The sequence below is a fragment of the Allobosea sp. RIT-PG3_2 genome (assembly GCF_057321085.1).
This window is the reverse complement of the sequence record NZ_JBXWCA010000001.1, coordinates 518698-534833: the sequence shown is the minus strand read 5'-3', so window position 1 is coordinate 534833 and position 16136 is coordinate 518698. Positions and strand designations below refer to the sequence as shown.

Annotated in this window: 16 protein-coding genes and 1 tRNA gene; 10 read left to right on the top strand and 7 right to left on the bottom strand. The window is 66.0% G+C overall.

The window, feature by feature from the left end; all coding sequences use genetic code 11:
- Nucleotides 1-10: 10 nt before the first annotated feature.
- Nucleotides 11-457 carry a DUF983 domain-containing protein gene (locus AC2FAN_RS02330; protein ID WP_485172571.1) on the bottom strand — a complete coding sequence of 149 codons (447 nt, stop codon included), beginning with the start codon at nt 455-457 and terminating at the stop codon, nt 11-13.
- Nucleotides 457-2772 carry a ribonuclease R gene (rnr, locus tag AC2FAN_RS02325; RefSeq protein WP_485172570.1) on the bottom strand — a complete coding sequence of 772 codons (2316 nt, stop codon included), beginning with the start codon at nt 2770-2772 and terminating at the stop codon, nt 457-459. Before rnr ends, AC2FAN_RS02330 begins: the two co-directional genes overlap by 1 nt.
- 697 nt (nt 2773-3469) lie before the next feature.
- Between rnr and urtA the strand changes: the two genes are divergently transcribed.
- The 5 genes from urtA (at nt 3470) to urtE (ending at nt 9387) form a co-directional block, all read left to right on the top strand.
- Nucleotides 3470-4759, top strand: a complete 1290-nt coding sequence (gene urtA / locus AC2FAN_RS02320) for an urea ABC transporter substrate-binding protein (RefSeq protein WP_476805928.1) — start codon at nt 3470-3472, stop codon at nt 4757-4759.
- Between the two features lie 225 nt (nt 4760-4984).
- Nucleotides 4985-6586 (top strand): urea ABC transporter permease subunit UrtB, encoded by a 1602-nt coding sequence (gene urtB / locus AC2FAN_RS02315; RefSeq protein ID WP_476805929.1) that lies wholly within the window; start codon nt 4985-4987, stop codon nt 6584-6586.
- Complete coding sequence (gene urtC / locus AC2FAN_RS02310) at nt 6583-7722, top strand: urea ABC transporter permease subunit UrtC (protein ID WP_265053069.1); 1140 nt, start codon at nt 6583-6585, stop codon at nt 7720-7722. The genes urtB and urtC overlap by 4 nt, the downstream gene beginning before the upstream one ends.
- A gap of 5 nt (nt 7723-7727) precedes the next feature.
- Nucleotides 7728-8492, top strand: coding sequence for an urea ABC transporter ATP-binding protein UrtD (gene urtD, locus AC2FAN_RS02305; RefSeq protein ID WP_485172569.1), 765 nt, complete (start codon nt 7728-7730; stop codon nt 8490-8492).
- Nucleotides 8493-8691: 199 nt separating this feature from the next.
- On the top strand, nt 8692-9387 hold the full coding sequence (gene urtE / locus AC2FAN_RS02300; RefSeq protein WP_265053071.1) for an urea ABC transporter ATP-binding subunit UrtE: 696 nt from the start codon (nt 8692-8694) through the stop codon (nt 9385-9387).
- A gap of 48 nt (nt 9388-9435) precedes the next feature.
- Here the strand turns inward: urtE and AC2FAN_RS02295 are convergent, their stop codons facing one another.
- From AC2FAN_RS02295 to AC2FAN_RS02285, 3 genes are all read right to left on the bottom strand, one after another.
- On the bottom strand, nt 9436-9840 hold the full coding sequence (locus AC2FAN_RS02295; protein ID WP_485172568.1) for a carboxymuconolactone decarboxylase family protein: 405 nt from the start codon (nt 9838-9840) through the stop codon (nt 9436-9438).
- Nucleotides 9776-10204, bottom strand: a complete 429-nt coding sequence (locus tag AC2FAN_RS02290; protein ID WP_485172567.1) for a MerR family transcriptional regulator — start codon at nt 10202-10204, stop codon at nt 9776-9778. Before AC2FAN_RS02290 ends, AC2FAN_RS02295 begins: the two co-directional genes overlap by 65 nt.
- Before the next feature lie 101 nt (nt 10205-10305).
- Nucleotides 10306-10770 (bottom strand): Lrp/AsnC family transcriptional regulator, encoded by a 465-nt coding sequence (locus tag AC2FAN_RS02285; RefSeq protein WP_442864950.1) that lies wholly within the window; start codon nt 10768-10770, stop codon nt 10306-10308.
- 160 nt (nt 10771-10930) lie between these two features.
- Between AC2FAN_RS02285 and AC2FAN_RS02280 the strand changes: the two genes are divergently transcribed.
- The gene (locus tag AC2FAN_RS02280; protein WP_485172566.1) at nt 10931-11941 is read left to right on the top strand and encodes a 1-aminocyclopropane-1-carboxylate deaminase; all 1011 of its coding nucleotides are present in this window, start codon (nt 10931-10933) and stop codon (nt 11939-11941) included.
- A 6-nt stretch (nt 11942-11947) separates the two neighbouring features.
- Nucleotides 11948-12250: a hypothetical protein gene (locus AC2FAN_RS02275; RefSeq protein WP_485172565.1), complete on the top strand. Its 303-nt coding sequence runs from the start codon at nt 11948-11950 to the stop codon at nt 12248-12250.
- Nucleotides 12251-12255: 5 nt separating this feature from the next.
- Here the strand turns inward: AC2FAN_RS02275 and AC2FAN_RS02270 are convergent, their stop codons facing one another.
- Nucleotides 12256-12576 carry a DUF2000 family protein gene (locus AC2FAN_RS02270; RefSeq protein ID WP_485173044.1) on the bottom strand — a complete coding sequence of 107 codons (321 nt, stop codon included), beginning with the start codon at nt 12574-12576 and terminating at the stop codon, nt 12256-12258.
- A gap of 56 nt (nt 12577-12632) precedes the next feature.
- On the opposite strand from AC2FAN_RS02270, the gene gnd reads away from it, so the two are divergent.
- Complete coding sequence (gnd, locus tag AC2FAN_RS02265; RefSeq protein ID WP_485172564.1) at nt 12633-13667, top strand: phosphogluconate dehydrogenase (NAD(+)-dependent, decarboxylating); 1035 nt, start codon at nt 12633-12635, stop codon at nt 13665-13667.
- Nucleotides 13668-13672: 5 nt separating this feature from the next.
- A complete protein-coding gene (locus AC2FAN_RS02260) occupies nt 13673-14197 on the top strand; it encodes a gluconokinase (protein ID WP_485172563.1) in 525 nt (174 codons plus the stop codon).
- A 160-nt stretch (nt 14198-14357) separates the two neighbouring features.
- Here the strand turns inward: AC2FAN_RS02260 and AC2FAN_RS02255 are convergent, their stop codons facing one another.
- A complete protein-coding gene (locus AC2FAN_RS02255) occupies nt 14358-15794 on the bottom strand; it encodes a multicopper oxidase family protein (RefSeq protein ID WP_485172562.1) in 1437 nt (478 codons plus the stop codon).
- Between the two features lie 188 nt (nt 15795-15982).
- On the opposite strand from AC2FAN_RS02255, the gene AC2FAN_RS02250 reads away from it, so the two are divergent.
- Nucleotides 15983-16067, top strand: a tRNA-Leu gene (locus AC2FAN_RS02250).
- Nucleotides 16068-16136: the final 69 nt, after the last annotated feature.

The following is a 16136-nucleotide window of genomic DNA, read 5'->3' as shown; positions in this document are numbered from 1 at the left end:
GCGGTTCGTTTCAGGCTTGGGGGCCGGGTGAGGGCAGGGGCTGGCGCTCCGGCCTGTCGGGCACGCCGCCGAAACCATGCATGCGCACGGCCCATTGCAGGCCGACGACACCGCCCTTCACGGGCTGCATCAGGACCAGCGACAGGATCAGGGTGAGCGCCGGCCAAAGCGCCATATGCCACCACATCGGCCAGTCGGCGTATTTCTCGGCGAGCAGGATACCGCCGACCACGATATGGCCGACGATGGTGATGACGATATAGGGCGGCAGGTCGTCGGCGCGCTGGTGGTGCAGGTCCTCGCTGCAGGCCTCGCAGCGGTCGACCGGCTTGAGGAAGGCGCGGAACAGGCGACCGCGCCCGCAATGCGGGCACTGGCCCTTCAGCCCGCGGGCCACGGCCTGGCGCCAGTCGCGGCTCTCGACATGCATACCTGCGCTATGGATCTGGACGCCCATCACCGCCTCTTGCCGGGCTTTCCCCAGTTCGGCTTGCCCTTTTTGGCGAAGCTGGCCGGCCGGCTCTCGCCATATGGCGCGCCGCCGCGCCGCTTGCCAGCGCGTCCCGTCGCCACAGTCCGACCGGCGGAGAGCAATTCGAAGCGCAGGGCGCCGGCGACAGGGGCCGCTTCGACCAGCTTGACATGCACCCTGTCGCCCAGCCTCCAGCTCTCGCCGGTGCGTTCGCCGATGAGGGCATGGGCGGCCTCGTCATAGCGGTAGTAATCGCCGCCCAGTGTCGAGGCCGGAATGAAGCCGTCTGCACCGGTCCCGTCGAGCTTCACGAAGAGCCCGGCCCGGTTCACGCCGCCGATGCGTCCGTCGAAGCTGGCGCCGATCTGGTCGGCAAGGAAATGTGCGATCAGCCGGTCGGTGGTCTCGCGCTCGGCCGCCATGGCGCGCCGTTCGGCGGCGGAGATGCGCGTCGCGACCTCGCGCAGTTCGGCAAGCGTCGTGCTCTTCGGCAGGCCGTCATCGCCGAGCCTGAGCGCGGAAATCAGCGCGCGATGCACGATCAGATCGGCATAGCGCCGGATCGGCGAGGTGAAATGGGCGTAGCGGCGCAGGTTGAGGCCGAAATGGCCGTAATTCTCGGCGACGTATTCGGCCTGGGCCTGCGTGCGCAGCACCACCTCGTTGATCAGCGTCTCGTTTTCCGAGCCCTTGATCATGCCGAGGATGCGGTTGAACAGCACCGGCCGGAGCGCTCCATCCTTGGGCAGCTTGATGCTGATCGACGCCAGTACCTCGCCGAGCGCGCGCATCTTCTCGAGCGAGGGCTCGTCATGGCAGCGATAGATCAGCAGGCTCCCGGCCTTCTCCAGCGTCTCGGCCGCCGCGACGTTGGCGAGGATCATGAACTCCTCGATCAGCCGGTGCGCCGCCAGCCGTTCCGGCGTGATCACGCGATCGACCGCACCGTCCGGCTTCAGCACGAGCTTGCGTTCCGGCAGGTCGAGTTCGAGCGGCTGGCGCTGATCGCGGGCGCGGGCCGCGATTCCATAGGCCGCCCAGAGCGGCATCAGGATGCTCTCGCGGATCGGCCCGGTCTTGTCGTCGGGATTGCCGTCGATCGCGGCCTGAGCCTGCTGGTAGGAGAGCTTGGCGGCCGAGCGCATCAGGATGCGATGGAAGGAATGGCCCTTCTTCGACCCGTCCGCCTTCAGCACGAGCCGGACGGCGAGCGCCGGCCGATCCTCGTGCTCGCGCAGCGAGCAGAGGTCGTTCGAGATCCGCTCCGGCAGCATCGGCACGACACGGTCGGGGAAATAGACCGAGTTGCCGCGCTCCAGCGCTTCGCGATCGAGCGCCGAGCCTGTCCGGACGTAGGCCGCGACATCGGCGATGGCGACGGTGACCACGAAGCCGCCGGGATTGTCGGGGCTTTCGTCGGGCGCCGCATGGACGGCGTCGTCATGGTCCTTGGCGTCGGCGGGGTCGATGGTGACGAGCGGCAGGTCGCGCCAGTCCTCGCGCCCCTTGAGACTGGCGAGCGGCGCCTCGGCTGCTTCCTTGAGGGCGGCCGGCGGGAATTCATGCGGGATGCCATGCGCATGGATCGCGATCAGGCTGACCGCGCGCTCCGACTTGATCGAGCCCAGCCGCTCGCGCACCTGCGCCTCCGGCGGGCCGAACCGGCTCTCCCGGCGCAGTGACACCGAGACGAGGTCACCGTCCTGCGCGTCGCCGGTGCGGCCCTTCGGAATGATGGCTTCTCGCTCACGCGCCTTCTTGTCGACCGGTACCAGCCGGCCCGAGCCGTCTGGCAAGGCGCGGAAGATGCCGAGAATGGCGGCCTTGGCCTTGCCCATCACCTTCAGGACGCGGCCGGAATAGCCGAAGCCCTCGACGCCGCGCAGCCGGGTCAGCTTAAGGATGACCTGGTCGCCGACACCCGGCGCGGGCGCGGCGGTCTTTTCCTTCCGGCGCCCTTCGCGCGACCTCTCGATCAGGATCTGCGGCGGGGCGCCATCCTCGGCTTCGTTCCATTCGAGCGGCTGGGCGATGAGGTCGCCCTCGCGGTCGCGGCGCTTGATCTCGGAGAGCATCACGGGTGGCAGCGCGCCGCGCGGATGGACGGGGCGCTCCTTGCCGTCTCCGCCGATCTCGCCCTCCTCAGCCATTTCCTTCAGGAGGCGCTTCAGCCAGATCTTGCCGCCCTGATCGAGCCCGAAGGCCTTGGCGATCTCGCGGCGGCCGACCTCGCGGCCAGCGGCGCGCTCCTCCTCGATGAAGTCGAGGATGGCTTCGCGGCTCGGCTCAGGAACGGTCACGGCCGGGGCTCATTTGGCGGAGTAGGAAAAAACCAGGACACGGCGCCTGTCTGCCATGCCTTGCGCTCTCGCGCCAGCATTCGCCAGAGCATCGGACCGAAAAGTGGGTCCCGGTTTTCGGAGAAATCCGATGCGGCAACAGATATCTGCGTCAAAAGAAGAAGGGCCGTCCTTTCGGACAGCCCTTCCATTGTCGAACCGCGATCCAGCGAACCGGATCAAAGGTGCGAAAACTCACGCGGAACACGAACCCCGGGAAGAAGAGGTCCAGGTCCACCCGCTTTGCACCAGCGGCTGATGACAATGAGACACTGGATCACCTCCTTTCAGTTGTTACCGACGAAGATGAGGCTAAGGCGATTCTCCGGGACTCGTAAATGCCAAAAAAAGCGCTGTGCCCCGCTATGCAAAGCCAGTGCGTGTCGATGAAATTCCGGGCAGATGCTGCGATGCACAAACAAGTGGCAAGGCATATGTCTATAAAATAGGCGGATTCGGCCTTGGATGCCGGATGATTGCGTAACGGCACGACGCTTTCGCAGGAAGTTCGGCAAACGCGACTCTGGCAGCAGAGATTTGCGTCACTTGGATGACGTTGGGCACGCTTGGCACGGCGCTTGCCAATACCCCTCACGGGCCAGGGAGGCCTGCCGGCGCCGAGGGGCGCCGCCAAACAAACATCCTTCGGGAGATGTCCGTGAACAGCAATCGTCGCGAATTCCTCGGCACGGCTCTGGCCGGTGCCGCTTTCCTCGGATCCTCCTATCTGCCGGCGGCGGCGCAGCAGGAGACGATCAAGGTCGGCATCCTTCATTCGCTCTCGGGGACCATGGCGATTTCCGAGACGACGCTGAAGGACGTCATGCTCATGCTCATCGAGGAGCAGAACAAGAAGGGCGGCCTCCTCGGCAAGAAGCTGGAGGCCGTCGTCGTCGATCCCGCGTCGAACTGGCCGCTCTTCGCCGAGAAGGCGCGCGAGCTGATCACCAAGGACAAGGTCGCGGCCACCTTCGGCTGCTGGACCTCGGTGTCGCGCAAATCGGTGCTGCCGGTCTTCAAGGAGCTCAACAACATCCTGTTCTACCCCGTCCAGTACGAGGGCGAGGAGAGCGAGCGCAACGTCTTCTATACGGGCGCCGCGCCGAACCAGCAGGCGATCCCCGCCGTCGACTATCTCGCCAAGGAGGAGAAGGTCGAGCGTTGGGTGTTGGCCGGCACCGACTACGTCTATCCGCGCACGACCAACAAGATCCTCGAGGCCTATCTGAAGTCCAAGGGCGTGAAGGCCGAGGACATCATGATCAACTACACGCCCTTCGGCCATTCCGACTGGCAGACCATCGTCTCCGACATCAAGAAGTTCGGCTCCGCCGGCAAGAAGACGGCGGTGGTCTCGACCATCAACGGCGATGCCAACGTGCCGTTCTACAAGGAGCTCGGCAACCAGGGCATCAAGGCCACCGACATCCCGGTCGTCGCCTTCTCGGTCGGCGAGGAGGAGCTTGCCGGCATCGACACCAAGCCGCTGCTCGGCCATCTCGCCGCCTGGAACTATTTCCAGTCGATCAAGACGCCGGAGAACGACGCTTTCATCAAGCAGTGGCAGGCCTTCACCAAGAACCCGAAGCGCGTCACCAACGACCCGATGGAAGCCCATGTCGTCGGCTTTGCCATGTGGGTGAAGGCGGTCGAGAAGGCCAAGACCACCGACGCGGACAAGGTCATCGACGCGCTGCCCGGCATCGAGGCGCCGAACCTGACGGGCGGCGTCTCGAAGATGCTTCCGAACCACCACATCACCAAGCCGGTCTTCATCGGCGAGATCAAGGATGACGGGCAGTTCGACGTGGTCTGGAAGACCAGCGGCCTCGTTCCGGGCGACGCCTGGTCGAAGGAACTCGACGGCTCGAAGGACCTTGTCGGCGACTGGGTCGACAAGAAGTGCGGCAACTTCAACGTCAAGACCGGCAAGTGCGGCAGCGCCTGATGGGCTGCATGTGAGATCATGAGGGGGAAGGGCGGCACGGGAAAATCCCGGCCGCCCTTCATTCACCCGCCCTTCCACCTGCGCTGTTCCACCGCTCCGTCATCCCGGCCGGAGCGAAGCGCAGAGCCGAGATCCATGCCTGAGCTCTTCCGGGAAGGGTTCAGGCATGGATCCCGGGTCGCCCTCCGGGCGCCCGGGATGACGTGAATGCGGAAGCTGGTCTCAATGTCCTTACTTCACCGCCTGAAGCACGCGGTCATCATTCTTGTGGCGCTGGTCGCGGCCTCGGTGGCGTCCTTCGCGCAGACGGCCGACGAAGCCTTCGCGCGGCTCGCGGCGGACAGCTATTCCGACACCTCCCGCGCGATCGAGATCCTGATCGCGACAGCGCATCCCAATGCGGCAGTGATCGTCGAGGCGCTGAGCGACGGGCGCCTGCTCGCCGGCGGCGGAGCCGTTGTGGTCAAGACGCCTACGGGCGGCTTTGTCGATGCCCGGACCGGGCAGGCCCTGGCGTCCGCTCCAGGCGGGCTGAAGCCGGTGCGCCTGAACAACGCCGTGCGCCGGACCGTGCAGGCCGCGCTCGGCGGCATCGGGCTGCTGAATCCCGATCCCGGCAAGCGCGCGGCTGCGGCGGAAGCCGTGTTCAAGTCGCGCGACGCCAGCCTCCTGCCGGTCGTCGAAGCTGCCATCGCCAAGGAAAACGACCCGCGTGCGCTTGCCGCGCTGCGCCAGGCCCAGGCCGCGATCCTGATCGCGAAGCCTGACGCTCAGCCGCTCGACCGGGTCGCGGCCGTCGAGGTCCTGCGCGAGCGCGGCGACCAGGATGCGCTGGCCGCGCTGCGTGGCCTGTCCGGCGAAGTATCGCCTTCGCTAAGAGATGCGCAGACGAGGGCGATTGCCACCATCGAGGGTCGGCTCGCGCTGTGGCGCGTGGCGCAGAATCTCTGGTACGGCCTCTCGCTGGGCTCGGTGCTGCTGCTGGCTGCGATCGGCCTTGCCATCACCTTCGGCGTGATGGGCGTCATCAACATGGCCCATGGCGAGATGGTCATGCTCGGCGCCTACACCACCTTCGTGGTGCAGGAGCTGATCCGCACCAATGCGCCCTGGCTGTTCGACTGGTCGCTGGCCATCGCCTTGCCGGCGGCCTTCATCGTCGCGGGCGCTGTCGGCATCGCGATCGAGCGCGGCATCATCCGCTTCCTCTACGGCCGGCCGCTGGAAACGCTGCTGGCGACCTGGGGTATCAGCCTGATCCTGCAGCAGGCGGTGCGCACCGCCTTCGGCCCGACCAACCGCGAGGTCGGCGCGCCGTCCTTCATGTCGGGCGCCTTCGAACTCGGCGGGCTCGCCATCACCTATAACCGGCTCTGGATCATCGTCTTCGCGGCGCTGGTCTTCGGCGCCCTGCTGGCGATCCTGAAGCTGACGCCGATGGGCCTGCAGATGCGCGCCGTCACCCAGAACCGGCGCATGGCCTCTGCCATGGGCATCCGCACCGGGCGCATCGACGCGCTGACCTTCGGGCTCGGCTCCGGCGTCGCCGGGCTCGCCGGTGTCGCGCTCTCGCAGATTGACAATGTCAGCCCGAACCTCGGCCAGAGCTACATCATCGACTCGTTCATGGTCGTGGTCTTCGGCGGCGTCGGCAATCTCTGGGGCACGCTGGTTGGCGCGATGACGCTCGGCGTCGCCAACAAGCTATTGGAGCCTTACGCGGGCGCCGTGCTCGGCAAGATCGCGTTGCTGGTCTGCATCATCCTCTTCATCCAGAAGCGCCCGCGCGGCCTGTTCGCGCTGAAGGGCAGGGCGGTGGAAGCATGATCACCCGCTTCCTCCTCCAGAACATGGACAAGCGCGGCGGCATCTTCCTCGCCATCCTGCTCGGCCTCGCTGTCCTCGTGCCATTGGCGAACCTGCTGCTTCCGCCAAGCTCGCCATTCCATGTCCCGACCTCGACCATGTCGCTCTGGGGCAAGTATCTCTGCTATGCGCTGCTCGCGATCTCGCTCGATCTCGTCTGGGGCTATTGCGGCATCCTGAGCCTCGGCCACGGCGCCTTCTTCGCGCTCGGCGGCTACGCCATGGGCATGCATCTCATGCGCCAGATCGGCGCCCGCGGCGTCTATGGCAATCCGATCCTGCCGGACTTCATGGTCTTCCTGAACTGGCAGGAGCTGCCCTGGTATTGGTGGGGCTTCTCTTCATTCCCCTTCGCCATGCTGATGGTGCTGCTGGTGCCCGGCCTGCTCGCCTTCGTCTTCGGCTGGTTCGCCTTCCGCTCGCGTGTCACCGGCGTCTATCTCTCGATCATCACCCAGGCGCTGACCTACGCGCTGCTGCTCGCCTTCTTCCGCAACGACATGGGCTTCGGCGGCAATAACGGCCTGACCGATTTCAAGGACATCCTCGGCTTCAACATCCAGGCGCAAGGGACTCGCGCCGCCCTGTTTTCCATGACCTGCGTGATGCTCGCCGCCGGCTTCCTGATCGCGCGCGGCATCGTCGTCTCGAAGCTCGGCAAGGTCGTTATCGCGATCCGCGACGCCGAGTCGCGAACCCGCTTCCTCGGCTACCGGGTCGACCGCTTCAAGCTCTTCGTCTTCACCGTCTCCGCCTGCATGGCAGGCGTCGCCGGCGCGCTCTACGTGCCGCAGGTCGGAATCATCAATCCCAGCGAATTCGCCCCGGCCAACTCGATCGAGACCGTGATCTGGGTCGCCGTCGGCGGGCGCGGCACGCTCGTCGGCGCGGCGCTCGGCGCGGTGGTGGTCAACTGGTCAAAGACCGTCTTCACCTCGGGCTTCATGGCGCCCTATTGGCTCTTCGCGCTCGGGGGCCTCTTCGTCGTCGTCACGCTCTTCCTGCCCAAGGGCATCCTCGGCACGGCCGAAGCACTGTGGGCGCGCCGCCGCAAGCCCGAACCGACCCCGGCCGCCGAGCCGGCCCCGGCGGAGTAAAGGCGATGAACGCTCCCGTTCCCGGCGCCTTGACCTCCTCGCTGCTCTATCTCGACGGCGTCAGCGTTTCGTTCGACGGCTTCAAGGCCATCCGCAATCTCTCGCTCACCATCGCTCCCGGAGAGATGCGCGCGATCATCGGCCCCAACGGCGCCGGCAAGACCACGATGATGGACATCATCACGGGCAAGACGAAGCCCGACCTCGGCACGGTGATGTTCGGCGGCACCGTCGACCTGACCAGGCTCGACGAAGCCGCGATCGCCAATCTCGGCATCGGCCGCAAGTTTCAGAAGCCGACGGTCTTCGACTTCCACACCATCGAGGACAACATTCTGCTGGCGCTGAAATCGAAGCGCACGGTCGGCAAGACGCTGTTCTGGAAGACCGAGGAGCCGCAGCAGAAGCGCATCGACGACATCCTCGGCATCGTGAAGCTCGCCGACAAGCGCGACCGGCTGGCCGGCTCGCTCTCGCACGGCCAGAAGCAATGGCTCGAGATCGGCATGCTGCTGGCGCAGGACCCGAGGCTCCTGCTCGTCGACGAGCCCGCCGCCGGCATGACGGATGGCGAGACGGCGCAGACCGCCGTGCTGCTCAAGGAGATCGCCAGGGATCATTCGGTGATCGTCGTCGAGCACGACATGGGTTTCATCCGCGAGCTCGGCGTGAAGGTCACGGTGCTGCACGAGGGCTCCGTGCTGGCCGAAGGCCCGCTCGACCAGGTCAGCGCCAATGAGCGCGTCGTCGAAGTGTATTTGGGGCGGTGAGGATGATGCGTCTGTCTTGTTGCTCTTACCGTCGTCCCAGCCTTACCGTCATGCCGGCCGGAGCGAAGCGGAGCGCCGGGATCCATCATCGAGCGACGACGGTGCTCTATGATGGATCCCGGATCTGCGCGGCTTCGCCGCTTGTCCAGGACAACGGCGCCTTCTCTTCCGACGTTTTGGCTGGGATCGGGTCGAGCCCATGCTGACCGTCGAAGCCATCGACCTCCACTACGGTGCCGCCCAGGCCCTGCGCCGCGTCTCGGTCGCGGCCGAGGCCGGCAAGGTCACCTGCGTGATGGGCCGTAACGGTGTCGGCAAGACCTCGCTGATGCGCGCCATCGTCGGCCATCAGCCGATTTCCGGCGGCCATATCCGCTTCGATGACGAGGACATTTCCGGCCTGCGCAGCGAGGATCGCGCGCGTGCCGGCATCGCCTATGTGCCGCAGGGGCGGGAGATCTTCCCGCTGCTGACGGTGAAGGAGAATCTGGAGACGGGGTTCGCGCCGCTGAAGCGCAAGGACCGCTATGTCCCGGATGAACTCTTCGACCTGTTCCCCGTGCTGAAGTCGATGCTCGGCCGGCGCGGCGGAGACCTCTCGGGTGGCCAACAGCAGCAGCTCGCCATAGCGCGGGCGTTGGTCACCCGGCCCAAACTGCTGGTTCTCGACGAGCCGACCGAGGGCATCCAGCCCTCGATCATCAAGGATATCGGCCGCGCCATCGACTACCTCCGCCAGAAGGGCGGCATGGCGATCGTGCTCGTCGAGCAGTATTTCGACTTCGCCCGCGACCTTGCCGACACGATGTTCGTGATGGATCGCGGCGAGGTCGTCCTCTCCGGCCCTATGAACGAGCTGGACGGCAATCAGGTGCAGCGGCTGATCCAGGTGTGAAGGCGAGACCCGCTGATCAGGAGTCAGCGGGTCCAGCCAAGCTTTGCTTCACGCTGCGAGATCACGCGCCGCAAACACCTCCTTTGCCGCGAAAAGCCCGTTGAGGGCGGCGGGAAAACCGGCATAAACAGCCATCTGCATCAGGATTTCGGTGATCTCCTGGCGCGATATCCCGACATTCAGCCCCGCCTCGATATGCACCTTGAGCTGCGGCGCGGCATTGCCCATGGCGGCCAGCGCGGCAATCGTCGCGACCTCGCGGGAGCGCAGGTCGAGGCCGGGGCGCGAATAGATGTCGCCGAACGGGAATTCGAACACGTAGTCGGCGAAGTCCGGCGCGATGTCGGCGAGCGCGGCGATCACCTTGTGGCCAGCCTCGCCGTCGATTTCAGCGAGCGCGCGCTTGCCGCGTTCGCGCCGGCTGCTTGCGGGGTTGGAAATGTCTTGCGTCATGGTCGTCGATCCTCTTCTCCACGTCGGCATAGCCGGCGATCTTGGTGTCGAGGACGAGAAGGCAGGCGCCGAGTTCGGCGATGCGGGTTCGGACCTGTTCGCGATGTTGCTCCAGCAGCGCGCGTCTTTCGGCTTCGGTGTTTGCACCCCGTTCCCTCAAGGCAGCGTAACGCAGCATATCGCGGATCGGCATGCCCGTGGTCTTGAGCCTGCCCAGGAACTCGGTCCAGGAGAGGATCGAGGCATCGTAGTCGCGTTGGCTCGACCGGTCCCGGTCTGCATAAGGCAGAAGCCCGATCCGCTCGTAATAGCGGATCGTGTGGGCCGTCAGCCCCGAACGCCGGGCCAGTTCGCCGATCTTCATGGCCGCCTTCTTCTCGTCGTGACGCCCCGGAAGCTACGAGTTCGAGCGCACTCTAAGTCAACAGCGCAGCCGAGAAATTTTTCGACGCCTCGAGAGGGTGCTCAAAACGCCAGCGGCGCGTTGTCGACGACCTCCTTCATCACGAAGAAGGTCCGCGTCTGCCGCACGCCGGGCAGCGCGATCAGCTTGTCGGCGTGAAGCTTGTTGAAATCGGCCATGTCGCGGACCCGGATCTTGAGGATGTAGTCGAAGTCGCCGGCAACGATGTGGCAGTCCAGGATCACCGGCATGCCCCGTATGGCGGCCTCGAAGTCGCCGAAGCTCTCGGGCGTCGAGCGGTCGAGCACCACGCCGACGAAGGCGAGCGTCCCCATCTCGACCTTATGCGGCGACACCTGCGCCCGGACCGAGGTGACGTAACCCTCCGTGAACAGGCGCTGGATCCGGCGGTGGCAGGTCGCGGCGCTGGTGTTCACCCGCTTGGCGATCTCGGCATTGCCGAGCCGCCCGTCCGACTGCAATAGGCGCAGGATTTTGAGGTCGGTCCGATCGAGATTCAGAGTCATGAAAGAATCTTCCAGATTGAGGCCATATTCTGGGATCGCAGCTATAGCGAATGCCACTATTACGTTGATCGGAGGCAGAAAGATGCCTCACTTCGGAAGGACGTTCCAGCCGCTTTTCAGTAGGTTTCCGGGCATCGAACCCGATGAAGGACCGGCTGCCATGCTGAGTAAATTCGAGCGTTATCCCCTGACATTCGGCCCGACGCCGATCGAGAAACTGCCGCGCCTTTCGGCTCATCTCGGCGGCCAGGTCGAGCTCTTCGCCAAGCGCGAGGATTGCAATTCAGGATTGGCGTTTGGCGGCAACAAGCTGAGGAAGCTCGAATATATCGTTCCCGACGCGATCGCCTCGGGTGCCGACACGCTGGTCTCGATCGGCGGCGTGCAGTCGAACCACACCCGCATGGTCGCCGCCACCGCCGCCAAGATCGGCATGAAGTGCCGGCTGGTGCAGGAGAGTTGGGTGCCGCACGACGATGCGGTCTATGACCGTGTCGGCAACATCCTGATGTCCCGCGTCATGGGCGCCCATGTCGAGCTGGTCGATGAAGGCTTCGACATCGGCATCCGCGCGAGCTGGGAAAATGCCCTGGCGGATGTGAAGGCGAAGGGCGGCAAGCCCTACGCGATTCCGGCCGGAGCTTCCGTCCATAAATACGGCGGGCTCGGCTATGTCGGCTTCGCCGAGGAGGTGAGGGCGCAGGAGGCCGAGCTCGGCTTCAAGTTCGACTATATCGTCGTCTGCACCGTCACGGGCTCGACCCATGCAGGCATGGTCGTCGGCTTTGCCGAGGATGGCCGCCAGCGCAACGTCATCGGCATCGACGCATCATTCACCCCGGCCCAGACCAAAGCGCAGGTGCAGGAGATCGCGCAGAAGACCTCGGCCTTGATCGGCGGCAAGGAGATCGTCGAAGCGGATGTCGTCCTCAATGAGGACTACGCCTATCCGGTCTATGGCGTACCCTCGCAGGAGACCATCGAGGCCATCCGCCTGTCCGCCCGGCTCGAAGGCATGATGACCGACCCCGTCTATGAGGGGAAATCGATGCAGGGCATGATCGATCTGGTGAGGAAGGGGTTCTTCCCCGCGGGCTCGAAGGTGCTCTACGCCCATCTCGGCGGCGTGCCGGCGATCAACGGCTACAGCTACACCTTCCGCAACGGCTGAGCCGCGATGGAAGCGCTGCTCCTCCTCGAATACGACGCGCAGCCGTTCAGCACCCGGCCGGCGCTGCTCCGCCGGGTCGAGGCGCTGGCTCTTGCCCGCCAGGGCCGACTCCGCTTCGTCGCCAGGCAGCGGATCGCCGGGGGCACGGTCCGCGAGATCATGGCCGTCGATCTTGCGAAAACGGGCGACGCCAGCGCTATTCTGGCGCGCTGGCAGGCGGACTCCGCCTTTCCGGGCGGCGTCCATACGCGGTTGCTGACGGTCGAGCCGGTCCGTGGGACCGAGCCGCCCGAGCCGCTCTTTCCGTGAACGCATCAGCCGTGCAGTTTCAAGCCCTTGATGATCTTGTCGGTCTCCTTGCGCTCGGCGTGGAGCGCGAGGCCGACAAGGTCGAGCTCGGCGGTCGGGACGGCGGCAACAGCTGCACGGTTGTCGACATCGTTGCCGGTGGCGAAAAGCGCGCTCGTGTAGAGATGGGGCCGGACGCCGCGCTGCTGGGCTCGCTGCAAGACCCCCGTCAATTCTTCGGCGGTCGCAGCGAAGATCAGCACCGGCTGGCGGATCAAGGGCCCGTAGAAGCGGCCGGAGCCGTCGCTGTAAGGTTCGCCCGCCAGTTCAGGCGAGGCACCCTTCAGAATGGTTCCAAAGCATCGCGCTGAAGCGCCGCCGGCTTGCTCAGCCCGCCGCCGCCATGCTTCAAGCAGGCACGCAAGCCGGCTTTGCCGCAGGAGTGTCTGACATGCAGCTCGGAGTGATCGGCCTCGGCCGGATGGGTGGCAACATCGTGCGCCGGCTGATGCGCGCCGGCCATGAATGCGTGGTCTATGACCGCGACCCGAAGCCGGGCCAGGCACTTGCCGCCGACGGCGCCGTGCTGGCCTCCGACCTCAAGGACATGGTCGCCAAGCTGAAGGCGCCTCGTGCGATCTGGGTGATGCTGCCGGCCGGCAAGATCACGGAAGGCACGCTGGCCGAGCTCGCCGGTCTCGTCGATGCCGGCGACACGCTGATCGACGGCGGCAATGCCTTCTGGAAGGACGATGTCCGCCGCGGCAGGGAGCTGGCGGCCAAGGGCATCCATTACATGGATATCGGCACGTCCGGCGGCGTTCATGGGCTGGAGCGCGGCTATTGCCTGATGATCGGCGGCGACAAGGAAGCCTTCGACCGGCTGGAGCCGATCTTCAAGGTGCTGGCGCCTGGCAAGGGCGAGATCGAGCCGACCAGGCACCGCGAAGGCCGCAACCCGACGAGCGAGCAGGGCTATCTGCACTGCGGCCCGACCGGCGCCGGCCACTTCGTCAAGATGGTCCATAACGGCATCGAATACGGCATGATGCAGGCCTTCGCCGAAGGCTTCGACCTCTTGCGCAACGCTTCCGCCAAGGAAGGGCTGCCCGCCGAATACGGCTTCGACTTCGACGCAACCGAGATCGCCGAGGTCTGGCGGCGCGGCTCGGTCGTCACCTCCTGGCTGCTCGACCTGACGGCCGAGGCGCTCGCCGCCGACGAGGAGCTCTCCTCCTACACCGGCAATGTTTCGGATTCGGGCGAGGGCCGCTGGACGGTCGATGCCGCCGTCGAGACGGCGACGCCGGCCGAGGTGCTGACCTCCGCGCTGTTCGCCCGCTTCCGCTCGCGCGTCGACCACACCTTCGGCGAGAAGATCCTTTCCGCCATGCGCGCCGGCTTCGGCGGCCATGTCGAACCCAAAAAGCAGGGCTGACCAGCTTGAGCGCAGAACATAAGGGCGGCAGTCCGGCCGTCGTCGTCGTGATGGGCGTCGCCAGCTCGGGCAAGACCTCGCTGGGCGAGCGGCTGGCGGAGCGGCTCGGCTGGCCATTCCGCGACGCCGATTCCTTTCACCCGCCGGAGAATGTCGCCAAGATGGCCGGCGGCACGCCGCTGACCGACGAGGACCGCAAGCCCTGGCTCGCGGCCATCGCTGCCTGGATCGACGATCTCAGGGCGACCGGCGAGCACGGCATCGTCACCTGCTCGGCGCTGAAGCGCGCCTACCGGCAGGTCATCGTCGGAGATCGGCCGGATGTGGCCCTGGTCTACCTCAAGGGATCGCGCGAACTCATCGGCCGGCGCATGGCGGCCCGCCAGCATCACTTCATGCCGCCGGCGCTGCTCGACAGCCAGTTCGCCGCGCTGGAGGAGCCCGGCGCCGACGAGAGACCGCTCGTCGTCTCGGTCGAGGACAGCAAGGACGCGATCGTGCAGGACGTGATCGACCGGCTGGGGCTGTAAGGTCGTCTAGGGACTGGCCTACCTCACGCGGTCATCCCGGGCGACCGGAGGGAGACCCGGGATCCATGCCGGAACATCTCCGCCTGAGTTCTGCCATGGATCCCGGATCGGCGCGACTTCGTCGCTTGTCCGGAATGACAGGGTGTTTCCGCCTTAGCCTTTACGTCACCTCGAACCAGCTCCACACGCCGAGGTCGAAGCGCTCCAGCACGGTCGAGGAGATCAGCCAGCGGCCCGGATTGTCGGCGATGAAGGCGATGTGCAGCTTCTTGCGCTCGGGTATCTGCACGGTGTCGAGGAAATAGGCCTCCCAGCCGTCGTCGAGAGGGTGCAGCAGCCGGAAGCTGTGGCCATGGACGTGAAACGGCTGGATGAAGGCGGTGCGGTTGTCGATGGCCAGCACGATCGGCGTGCCGCGCTTGACGCTGAACAGCGGTTTGCCGTCGAGGCTGCCGACGCCCCCGTTGACCCGCCAGGGCCTCGCGAAATCGACGCCGGAGAAATCGAGCTTCTGGTCGTCGCTCAGCTTCGCGCCGCCTTCGATCACGATCTCCGGGCGCGTCGCATCCTGCATTCGGACGGCTGCGGGCAGCGTTGGGTTGAGCTTGAGCTGGGGAACTGCGGCGGGCGGTACCTTCGGCTCTCCCGCGGTCACGATTCGCACGAGCGGCAGGCCCGGTCCGATCAGGGCGGTGACGTTGACGGAGGCGCCGACTTCCACCGGCAGATCGAGGATGACGTCGTAGCGCGTGCTCGGCGCGAAAGGCAGTTGCGAGCGGACCGGCTCGAAGCTTTCCGTCGGCTGGCTGTCGACCGCGATCACGGTCGGCTTGCCGCCGTCGAAACGCAGCCGCATGATCCGCGCGTTGCAGGCATTGGCGAGGCGCAGACGGATGCGCGCGCCAGGCCGGGCGGTGACGGGCCGCGGCGGCGAACCGCGGTTCACGGTCACCCAACTGCCGAGCCGTCCCGCCGAGGCGGCAGGGTTGCCTTGCAGGACGAAGGGCTGGAGCGACTGGTCGTCGCCCAGCAGCCAGTCCGTCACCAGCACCGGCAGATCGAGATCGACCGCCGGCGGCTCCTTCTCCTCGACGATGAGGAGGCCGCTCAGCCCGCGGCCGCAGGGCTCCGACGAGCCGCCGAGCACGAGCGGCCGATAGAGCAGGGTGCCCGTGTCGGGCGGCGTCAGGCGGACCTCGCCGGTCTCGCCCGGCAGGATGGGCGGCTGGCTGAAGCCGCCGACGCCGTCGCTCGCCGCATCGCCGCGCGATCCGTACCAGTGCAGCCCGAGCGGCGCAGTCGTCCGGTTTTCGAGCTTCAGGTTCACGGTCTCGCCCTGCTTGATTCGCAGCGTAGGCCCGGGCGTGGCGCCGTCGAACGTCCAGATCTCGGTATCGAGCGGCGGTGTCGGGCGTAATCGCGCCTTGGCCGAGGCAGCGACGAGGGTGCGGGTCTGTGGATCGGCCGGAGCCTTGAGAGGGTCGGTCTGTGTCTGCGCGAGGGCTCCCAATGACGGAAACATACCGGTGCCACCTATTCCCGCCAGCAGATGGCGGCGGGATATGCGGGAGGATCGGGCGGAGTTCTGCTTCGTCATGGCCTATCGCATAATCCGGGCGGCCCGCTCTGGCGAGAGGGGGCTTCTCGCCCGCGCCGAAACGCGGCTGCGCGGGCTTCTTCGCAGAACCGTCATTTTTTTGCTGCAAGCGCCGGCTGAAATGCGTATAGCACCGCGGCCCAATGATGGCCGCGCTGCGTTTGCTCGCGCGCAGCGCTATCGGGCCGGCGGGCGTGGCGGAATTGGTAGACGCACTGGTTTTAGGTACCAGCGGCGAAAGTCGTGGGGGTTCGAGTCCCTCCGCCCGCACCATCGGTTTGGTTTTTTCGCGAGCGCGGCGGCGGTCGATCCGGCGTCGCGCTTTGGACATTGAGACGTAAA

What these genes read in the sequence shown, in the direction of transcription:
- AC2FAN_RS02330 (WP_485172571.1), bottom strand. Translation starts at nt 457, where the DNA reads ATGGGCGTCCAGATCCATAGCGCAGGTATGCATGTCGAGAGCCGCGAC.
- urtB (WP_476805929.1), top strand. Translation starts at nt 4,985, where the DNA reads ATGTCCTTACTTCACCGCCTGAAGCACGCGGTCATCATTCTTGTGGCG.
- urtC (WP_265053069.1), top strand. Translation starts at nt 6,583, where the DNA reads ATGATCACCCGCTTCCTCCTCCAGAACATGGACAAGCGCGGCGGCATC.
- urtD (WP_485172569.1), top strand. Translation starts at nt 7,728, where the DNA reads ATGAACGCTCCCGTTCCCGGCGCCTTGACCTCCTCGCTGCTCTATCTC.
- urtE (WP_265053071.1), top strand. Translation starts at nt 8,692, where the DNA reads ATGCTGACCGTCGAAGCCATCGACCTCCACTACGGTGCCGCCCAGGCC.
- AC2FAN_RS02295 (WP_485172568.1), bottom strand. Translation starts at nt 9,840, where the DNA reads ATGACGCAAGACATTTCCAACCCCGCAAGCAGCCGGCGCGAACGCGGC.
- AC2FAN_RS02290 (WP_485172567.1), bottom strand. Translation starts at nt 10,204, where the DNA reads ATGAAGATCGGCGAACTGGCCCGGCGTTCGGGGCTGACGGCCCACACG.
- AC2FAN_RS02285 (WP_442864950.1), bottom strand. Translation starts at nt 10,770, where the DNA reads ATGACTCTGAATCTCGATCGGACCGACCTCAAAATCCTGCGCCTATTG.
- AC2FAN_RS02280 (WP_485172566.1), top strand. Translation starts at nt 10,931, where the DNA reads ATGCTGAGTAAATTCGAGCGTTATCCCCTGACATTCGGCCCGACGCCG.
- AC2FAN_RS02275 (WP_485172565.1), top strand. Translation starts at nt 11,948, where the DNA reads ATGGAAGCGCTGCTCCTCCTCGAATACGACGCGCAGCCGTTCAGCACC.
- gnd (WP_485172564.1), top strand. Translation starts at nt 12,633, where the DNA reads ATGCTTCAAGCAGGCACGCAAGCCGGCTTTGCCGCAGGAGTGTCTGAC.
- AC2FAN_RS02255 (WP_485172562.1), bottom strand. Translation starts at nt 15,794, where the DNA reads ATGACGAAGCAGAACTCCGCCCGATCCTCCCGCATATCCCGCCGCCAT.